The 8461-nt window shown below is 41.1% G+C and carries 8 protein-coding genes; 3 read left to right on the top strand and 5 right to left on the bottom strand.

What is annotated here, in order from left to right:
* The first annotated feature begins 538 nt into the window (after positions 1-538).
* The 3 genes from HMPREF1154_RS08755 to HMPREF1154_RS08745 are packed head-to-tail and all read left to right on the top strand — an operon-like array spanning position 539 to position 3382.
* A complete protein-coding gene (locus HMPREF1154_RS08755; RefSeq protein WP_009642221.1) occupies positions 539-1000 on the top strand; it encodes a FixH family protein in 462 nt (153 codons plus the stop codon).
* Entirely contained in the window at positions 1001-1699 is a 699-nt protein-coding gene (locus HMPREF1154_RS08750) for a sulfite exporter TauE/SafE family protein (RefSeq protein WP_009642213.1), read from the top strand.
* Positions 1700-1711: 12 nt separating this feature from the next.
* Positions 1712-3382, top strand: a complete 1671-nt coding sequence (locus HMPREF1154_RS08745) for an acyl-CoA--6-aminopenicillanic acid acyl-transferase (RefSeq protein WP_009642228.1) — start codon at positions 1712-1714, stop codon at positions 3380-3382.
* Here the strand turns inward: HMPREF1154_RS08745 and HMPREF1154_RS08740 are convergent.
* From HMPREF1154_RS08740 to HMPREF1154_RS08720, 5 genes are all read right to left on the bottom strand, one after another.
* Positions 3337-4461, bottom strand: a complete 1125-nt coding sequence (locus tag HMPREF1154_RS08740; protein ID WP_009642215.1) for a hypothetical protein — start codon at positions 4459-4461, stop codon at positions 3337-3339. The genes HMPREF1154_RS08745 and HMPREF1154_RS08740 overlap by 46 nt on opposite strands.
* 138 nt (positions 4462-4599) lie before the next feature.
* Positions 4600-5361 (bottom strand): hypothetical protein, encoded by a 762-nt coding sequence (locus HMPREF1154_RS08735; RefSeq protein WP_009642226.1) that lies wholly within the window; start codon positions 5359-5361, stop codon positions 4600-4602.
* Positions 5362-5366: 5 nt separating this feature from the next.
* A complete protein-coding gene (locus HMPREF1154_RS08730; RefSeq protein WP_009642224.1) occupies positions 5367-6686 on the bottom strand; it encodes a cation:proton antiporter in 1320 nt (439 codons plus the stop codon).
* Between the two features lie 72 nt (positions 6687-6758).
* Positions 6759-7889 (bottom strand): hypothetical protein, encoded by a 1131-nt coding sequence (locus tag HMPREF1154_RS08725; RefSeq protein WP_009642216.1) that lies wholly within the window; start codon positions 7887-7889, stop codon positions 6759-6761.
* 68 nt (positions 7890-7957) lie between these two features.
* Positions 7958-8443 (bottom strand): hypothetical protein, encoded by a 486-nt coding sequence (locus tag HMPREF1154_RS08720; RefSeq protein WP_009642214.1) that lies wholly within the window; start codon positions 8441-8443, stop codon positions 7958-7960.
* Between the last annotated feature and the right edge of the window lie 18 nt (positions 8444-8461).

The raw sequence follows: 8461 nt of genomic DNA, 5'->3' as shown, positions 1-8461 counted from the left end.
CTAACTTTCTAAGACGCAATAAATTGCGTCTCTACCCTAACGCTGGCTAAGACAACTCCTGATGAGCATAGTTATCTGTAGAGACGCAATCTATTGCGTCTTAACGAATTAGATTATACAGATATTTTTAACTATTGATTCGCATATATACTTCCTGTCTTCTACTTATCTATCGCTTCAGGCTAGGTAAAGGTCTTTAGAACAACTTAAGTCAATCATATTTTAGAATGCGAATAAAATGCGAATAAATAAGCCAAGAGATTCATTCCTAATTCACTCTCTTTCAAGGGCTAATTGCCATTAGCCCCTACACCTGCTCATGCTAATTTTTCGCAAACCATTTCTGTTTGACTATAATAAGCCTATAAAGAGTAATATAAACAAACTGTGTTTCATACATTGTAACTCATAGTTCAGAATTTTCGGCAAAGGTACTAATTATTTTTCAGAACCGAGCGTATTACTATCAAAAAAATCTATAGAATTATGAGCTACAATTCCTTTTTTTGTAGTAAATTTGCTCACAAAAAAGATACCTATGAAATTTACTTGGGGCACAGGCATTCTTTTGGCTATTTTGGCCTTTGCTGGATTTATTATGTACTTTTTTATCATCACTTTAGTGGATAAAAAGTATGATCATGAACTGGTTACTGAGAACTATTACGCTCAAGAACTGGATTTCCAAAAGAATATAGATGCCGAAAAACAAACCTTAGAGGCTCATATGCAAGTGGATATTGCTTATACTACGGGCGCCAAAGAGGGCATTCGCCTTGATTTCCCTACTGCTGTAACAGGCAAAGAAGTCATCGGGGTGATTTTTTGCTATCGCCCATCGGATAGCAAACTGGACTTTACCCTACCGATCACGACCCTTGATGGTTGTTCGCTGCTGATTCCCAACAAGCTGCTCACAAAGGGGCGCTGGAATATCCGCGTGGAATACGGCTTTGAGGGAAAGAATTACTTGAGCTTATTTGACAAAGTCAATTATTAGATGTACCTGCTGGCTTTCACCTTAGGCCTTGTGGGCAGCCTACACTGCGTGGGTATGTGTGGCCCTATTGCCTTGTTGATTCCTTTGCAAAGGCAGCACAAGGGCTTTCGCTACCTACAGTTAGGTGTCTATTTCACAGGCAAGACCCTCGCCTATAGCCTTATAGGGCTTCTCTTTGGCTTGGTAGGGGAAGGACTTTTTATAGCCGAATACCAGCAAGAGTTCTCCATCTTGGCTGGGCTTGTTATGGTGAGTATGGGGCTCTTTTCGCTCTTTCATTTCTCACTAAAGGGCGTTCAGAACCCTTTGCTCAAGGGCTTTGCCTTGCTCAAGAACGCTTTAGGGCAACAGCTGACAAAAAAGACACTTTCAAGTTCCTTCACTATAGGTTTTCTCAATGGATTTCTGCCTTGTGGTTTGGTCTATACCGCCCTCTTTGGCGCCTTGACTATGGGAAACCTATGGGGTAGTATGGGCTATATGACGGCTTTCGGGCTGGGTACCATTCCACTGATGCTCCTGCTTGTACTTTTGGGAGATTTCCTACCTGTGGCCTTGCGCCGCCAGCTGAACCAGTGGCTACCTATAGTGGTTATTATCGTTGGGATTCTCTTTATCCTACGTGGTCTGGGGCTGGGGATTGCTTACCTCTCCCCTGCTGACACGCACTTATTACTGCACCCTAAGGCTGATTGCTAACCCTTTATACTCATGAAAAATGCCTGTTATACACTCCTTCTTTTGCTTTGCTCTTGTGGGGTCTTCCACAGAAAAATAAGTCCGCCCGATGTCTCTTCATACTCCGCACAAACACCTGTGGTAGCGCACATTAAGGATTCCTTATACTACTTTGAGGATAACTATCTTATCCGAAACCAACAAGGAATATGGGAGCTATACCTTTCAGGCAATCCTCTGCAATTAGGACTCAACTCTGGCGCACTTACCCAAAGACTTTATCATAGACAAGACAGCTTATTATTCAGCAAATTAAAAGACTTTGTTCCCTCCGAGCGCAAACAGCACTTTCTCTACCGTTTCCTTAAGTGGTTCAACCGAGATATTGACCACTATATCCTCCCTATTTATAGGGCAGAACTTTATGGGCAATCCCGCTATGCCGATAGCCTTTTCAACTACATTGCCCCCAAGTACGAACGGAGTCTATACCTACACTCAGCTCATGACATAGGCCACGCCTTACAAGATTTGATGCTGGTAGGCTGTTCCTCCTTGGCTGCTTGGGGAACTCATACCCAAGGCGGCAAGCTGCTTATCGGCCGCAATTTTGACTTTTACCTCTCGGACGATTTCGCTACTGAGAAGCTCGTCCGTTTTGTTCGTCCTACCGAGGGTTATCCCTTTATGTCCTATGCGTGGGGCGGTATGCTCGGAGTCATGTCGGGCATGAATACCGAAGGGCTTACAGTAACTATCAATGCAGGTAAGTCCAATATACCCCTGAAGGCACGCACCCCTATTTCGCTCCTATGTAGGGAAATATTGCAATTTGCCTCCACTACTGAGGAAGCTATTGCTATTGCCAAAAAACGAAAAGTATTTGTCTCCGAGGCGATTATGGTAGGTAGCTCCAAAGAAAAGAAGGCTGTCATCATAGAAGTATCCCCAAAGAAATTCGGTGTATATGAGGTCGATAATGGGCTACTACTCTGTACCAATCACTTCCAAAGTACCCCCTATGCCAAGGACAAAAAGAACCGCAAGCAAATCCAACAAACCCATACCGCCTACCGTTATAAGAAGCTACAGGAACTCACCCAAGGCGATACCCTCACCCCCGAACGTATAGCCGCTATCCTGCGCAATACCGAAGGGCTAAAGGGCAAAGCTATAGGCTATGGCAATGAGAAGGCACTAAACCAACTCTTGGCCTATCATAGTGTGATCTTCTCACCCGAAGAGCGCATCGCTTGGGTATCCACCGCTCCCTATCAGCTGGGCGAATACATAGCCTATGACCTCAAGGAGATTTTCAAAGGAGAAACATTCGCTCCCCATACGGCATATCCACAGACCCAGCGGAATATCCCTGCCGATCCTTTTATGCAAACCCAAGCCTATAAGGATTATGAGCAATACCGACAGCTGGAAGAGAGGCTTACTAAGCAATTGCGAGAGAAAGCACTTATACAACCTACTGATTATCGAACTCTTACGAGCCTAAACCCCGATTATTGGAAAGCTTATTACCTATTGGGAGAAGCCTATTGGGCAAATGGGCAATACAAAGAGGCTCAGGAGCAGTATAAAATAGCACTCACCAAGGAGATTCCTTATACTGTAGAACGAGAGCAAATAGAAAAGCGCATTCTTCTCTACCATCCTTCGTCTCCTTCTTCTTCTCCTTCTTCTTCTCCATAGCCAAAGTAGTACTCTTCAAAAGAAAAATGTTCAAAAGGAATCTCACCAAAGTCTTTTGTAGAGAATTGTTGTTCTTTTTTTCCGTCTTTGTAGGAGATGATCCCCAAGCGATGTAGTAACGCCTTGTCTTTTTCTACTTGGAAGGTGATATAATAATCTTGGTTATCATCACTGTCCTCTTCTAAGTTCTTAATCTGGTGTTCTATAGTAAAATACTTCCCCTTGGTTACCAAATTGAAGTGATTACTATATTTCTGCTTGGAAGGGTAATAGCAGAGATCATAAAGCAGTCGGTAGTTGTCCTCTCCTTCACTTAGCAGCAATGCATACAAGGAGGCTTCTACCCCTTCTCCTTGGGGGATAAAGACAAAGATATGATCTTTGTAGCCATCACCATTGAGGTCTGCCGCTTTTTCTTGATCTTTTCTATAGTCACCTGCCAACTCTATACGCCTAACAAATGCGGGGATATCGGTTATATGCACCCTATCCACATCAGGTTTCATCAGCAGTTTCCATTGCTCATCTATGGATACTATATAGTTATAAATCTTCCATAACTTATCGGATATCTCAATCAAGGGAGCTTTTGTCCATTTGCCATCCTTAAGGCTATAGATGGCATACTTAGCTGGAATTTTGGCTTCATAGCCCGATGGGTCAGAAGAGGGCTGTAAATATTTTTTATCCATGACGACAAGCATCACATTGAAATGCTGAGCTATTTGTTCAGCAGACATGTCTTTTATTGGATCAAAGACTGTATCCACCCACTTTTGTTCATCACCTCTGTACATAGCCGCCTGTACTACTTTCAGATCAAACTGCTCATCTTTAGGAAAAAGGTACACATCTACCCAGCCAAAGGGATTCCGTTCTATAGGGCAAGCATTATAAACATAGTAATAACCAGATTCCTCAAATTCTGCTCGCTTATCTAAGTCAAAACGCGCACAACTGATGAGGTTATAGAGTTTTTGCTCTATCTCATCGGTCAGAGGCAATTCCGTAATGGTAGGTGTATGCTTTGGGCATCCCCACAAAAGAAGTGCTAAAAAGACTAAGAGGATTCTATACATATTATAGTTTTCTTTTTATAAGATATAATAACAGATGCCATAAATCGCCATAAACTCACGCCTCTACCTTGTTTACGCTATTATGCCTTTACCCCGCTCATACCCACTTTTTACCTTTTACCCTTTACTTTTTACTTTCTAAAAGTATTCTATCTGTCGTTCAATAATCGTTGTGGGTTTGCCATCTTGGTATTCAAAGCGTCCTATCCAATTGCCTTTTTTATCATATTTGTACTCAAAACTCTTCTTCTGAGCAAAATTTCTATTGAGCAGCGAGAGGATTCGATCACAATCCCCATGGCTATTGTAGCGATATTTGGCCTTATTGAGAATATTCTCCCCCTTATCCACTATATTTTGCTCCTGTTCTAAGAGCCGCCCTCTATGGTCATAGGTAGAGATGAACTTAGCCGAGAAATCCTCCCTAAGAAAATTGCTTTCGGTCTGTCGTCCTGCATCGTCATAGACAAAAAAGGCAGAATAGAGCAAAACCCCTTCCCCGTCATAGGTTTCTTCTTTGGTTACATTGCCTCTCCCATCACAGTTGAACACTGTAATGCCTACTTTCTCCTTTTGGGGATCCAAGTGTAGTTTGTATTTCTTTACCTTCTGCTTGCTATAGGTATATTCGTAGCGCAAGGTCTCTGCATTGCGCTCGTCAAAGAATATTTCCTTGACAAGGTTACCCTGTGCGTCAAAGGTTTTTTCTATGTTCATCTCGGCCAGAAGCGCCCCCTTTTGAGCTACTGCCCCATTTTCCTTGACATGGTAGCCCCTGATACGAAGTGTTTTTACCCCCTTGTGTAGAAATTCACGCTCCCAATCTGTCCTCTCTTGTGCATAAGAGTAACAGACTAAAGCAAATAGGTTAAGTATATGTAACCAATGGCGTGTATTCATTTCATTTACAAATCGTTTTGTGTATTTAACTTGCGCTGATGTGCGGCTTTTATACGCTTAAGGCGAATCATCACCTCGTCTCGGTGCAAGGCATCTTTGGCTACTTTACCCACGGTAAGTCCCTGTACCAAAATAGAGAAGAGCACCACTATATAAGTAACCTGCAAGAGGGTTTCCTTCATCACCCCCTGATCCTGAGGTATAGAAAGCACCAAAGCGATAGAAACGCCGCCACGTACCCCACCCCATACCATGGTAATAAGGGAACCTCGCGAATAGGAGCTAACCTTGCGCAAGATTGTCTGAGCTGGGATATAAATCGCCAAGGCACGACCCAAAAGACATACCACAATGGCAATCCCGCCCAAGAGGAACTGTTTGTCTAAATTATCTATCAAAAGCATCTCAAATCCGATAAAGAGGAAGAGAATAGCGTTCATGATTTCATCCACAATCGCCCAAAACTTACTCAGGTAATCCCTATTCTCCTCACTGCTGGCCTTCTTGCCTACATTACCTACAAAAAGCCCTGCAATAACCATCGCCAAAGGCGAAGACACATGAGAAGCCTTGGCTATCAAGAAACCACCCATCACTACCGCAAGGGTTACCAAAACACTCACATGGTAGTCATCGGCCTTCTTCATCATCTCGGAGGCAATCCAACCCAAGATAGCCCCTAAAAATATCCCTCCCCCTGCTTCCAAAAGGAAGAGCTTGGTTATAGCATTAAATGAAGGTTCAAAAGTGGCGTCGGTAGCCAGCTTAAGCACTACGGCAAACATCACTACGGCTACCCCATCGTTGAAGAGAGATTCACCTGTGATCTTTGTCTCAATACGCTTAGGGACATCGGCCTGCTTGAGTACGCCCAAAACCACAATAGGGTCGGTAGGTGAGATGAGCGTACCAAAAAGTAAGCAATAGACATAAGGGATATCTATCCCTATCCAAGAGGCAATATAGTAGAGTAATCCTGAGATAAAGAAAGCCGAAAGTACCACACTTATCGTCGCATAAGTGAGGATCGGGAGCTTATATTCTTTTAGGTCAGAGACATTGATATGCAAGGCCGCTGCAAAAAGTAGGAAGTTAAGCATGGCACTCATTAGGATTTCTGTAAAATTAAACCCCTCTAAGAATGCTTCCAACCTATGCGCTAAACCCGAAAAGATAGCCCCCCCGAAAAGGCGAATCCCTACCGATACCATCATGGCAATCACCATGATCCCAATGGTCATCGGGAGCTTTACATACCTGACATTCAGATAAGAGAACACAGCAGCTAAAACAATAATTACTGAAAAGGCGTAGTATAATTCCATAGAGTCTTTTATTTTGTCGCAAAAATACAAAAATAATAATAAATGACAAACGACTAAAGAGAATTTTATTCCTTAATAATACGCTATCTCGTATCTATATAATTCTATAGGACCCTCATTTATAACAAGTCTTTCTATAGAATTATGATATATATCTTCTTGATAATAGTACTGCCTATTATAGATTTCTCCTTCTTGACTAACATAAACCTCTTCTACAAGGTGCTGACACTCATCATAACACTTGCGCCAAGAAAGCCTCCCATCTCCAAAATTAGACTCACATAATAGATTACCCTTTAAATCATACGCATAATAAGTATGCCCCTGAGTGGCACCTTGAGCTAATATACTATCACTAAGATATTTATCTCTTATTTCAAGGAGTTTTCCATTAGTATTGTATCTATAATATCTTATAGTATTATCATATATAAGTGTTCCTTCTTTATATTGCGTTGTACTCAATTCATAAACATATTTTTCAACAACTCTATTTAAATTATCATACTTCCATGTGTTCTTTTTTATTTCTTCTTCATATCCATTAGTTACATATATTTTTTTATAACTTATTTGTCTATTTTCATTATCATGATTATATATTTCTTTATAGAAATAATTATTTTTATCAGTAAATGAAATTTTTTCTATAATATTACCATATTCGTCATAAGTATATATAACTTTTTCTCCTTTGAGTAAATCCGAATCGCATTCTTCTTCCTCTATTAGCCTATTTTTACCATCGTAAATATAATTCGTATAATATATATGCTTATATTGATTATTATCTGTTTCAGGAAAATCTCCTTCTTTGAAGATTTTTTGCATCAATTTTCCTTTCTCATTATACAAATATTTACTCTCGGATATATAATACAAAGAATCCGTTTGCCCTTTCACTTGCTGACATTCCTTTACTATATTTCCTTTGGGATCAAAGAGGTATTCTATCTCAAAGTAAGGTGTCTCACTCCATTGGGAAAAAATAGAATCCTTTTGAGATAGCTTTTGGAAGATAGGGGTATAACTGCGCTCCTTATAACGCTTTACCTGCCCTTTGAGTGAGGGCTTATTAGGGATTTTTGTTATAACCTCTTCTTGGTGCGATAAGACCTCTTTTTTGTCGGAGGTTGCTATCTGTCGGGAAGCACAACCCAAAAGGGAAAGATAAATCACTATAAAGACTGTCTTTTTCATAATTGCTTTTTGGGGCAAAGATAATAAAAAATAAGCTCAAGTTTTTCAAATTATACAACTATAGTCTCCTATACAGAAGAATCTGGCGGTATACTTTTAGACTTTGTCTTTTTACTTAATTTGGCTTGTGTTCTTTTGGCTTTCTCTTCAAGTAACAGTTTTTCAAGCAATTCATTTTGAGCAAACCACTCCTGATAAGTACGTCTATAACCAGTTATGGGTTTGGCTGCCTGTTGAGGTGTATTGGTTACCTGTTGAGGTATATTGGTTGTCTGCTGAGCTATATTCACTGTTTTTTGAGGTGTTCTCACTGCTTCAGAATCAGAGGGTTGTTCGGCAGGGGTATCTTTAGCAGTGCAAGGTAAGGCTTGGGGGACAGGCTTTTCGTCCTCTATAGAGCCTACAGAAGGCAGCTCCTGCCAATCGCCTAAGGACATAAGCATCTTGATCGCACTGAGTTGTTCGCGTATGGAGGGATAGACTGTTTTCTCTCCTTGCTGTTGGGGTTGCCCATTGGCAATAGCCCAAAGGGCTTGAATGAGTTGTTTTTTCATGAGTTATAGTTAGTTAAG

The sequence above is a fragment of the Capnocytophaga sp. CM59 genome (assembly GCF_000293175.1).
In the GTDB taxonomy this organism is placed as follows: domain Bacteria; phylum Bacteroidota; class Bacteroidia; order Flavobacteriales; family Flavobacteriaceae; genus Capnocytophaga; species Capnocytophaga granulosa.
Note: the sequence above shows the minus strand (reverse complement) of the source record. Positions and strands in the feature narration are given on the sequence as shown.

Bases quoted from the DNA above. Each gene is read 5' to 3' on its own strand.
- HMPREF1154_RS08755 (WP_009642221.1), top strand. From the start codon at position 539: ATGAAATTTACTTGGGGCACAGGCATTCTTTTGGCTATTTTGGCCTTT.
- HMPREF1154_RS08750 (WP_009642213.1), top strand. From the start codon at position 1,001: ATGTACCTGCTGGCTTTCACCTTAGGCCTTGTGGGCAGCCTACACTGC.
- HMPREF1154_RS08745 (WP_009642228.1), top strand. From the start codon at position 1,712: ATGAAAAATGCCTGTTATACACTCCTTCTTTTGCTTTGCTCTTGTGGG.
- HMPREF1154_RS08740 (WP_009642215.1), bottom strand. From the start codon at position 4,461: ATGTATAGAATCCTCTTAGTCTTTTTAGCACTTCTTTTGTGGGGATGC.
- HMPREF1154_RS08735 (WP_009642226.1), bottom strand. From the start codon at position 5,361: ATGAATACACGCCATTGGTTACATATACTTAACCTATTTGCTTTAGTC.
- HMPREF1154_RS08730 (WP_009642224.1), bottom strand. From the start codon at position 6,686: ATGGAATTATACTACGCCTTTTCAGTAATTATTGTTTTAGCTGCTGTG.
- HMPREF1154_RS08725 (WP_009642216.1), bottom strand. From the start codon at position 7,889: ATGAAAAAGACAGTCTTTATAGTGATTTATCTTTCCCTTTTGGGTTGT.
- HMPREF1154_RS08720 (WP_009642214.1), bottom strand. From the start codon at position 8,443: ATGAAAAAACAACTCATTCAAGCCCTTTGGGCTATTGCCAATGGGCAA.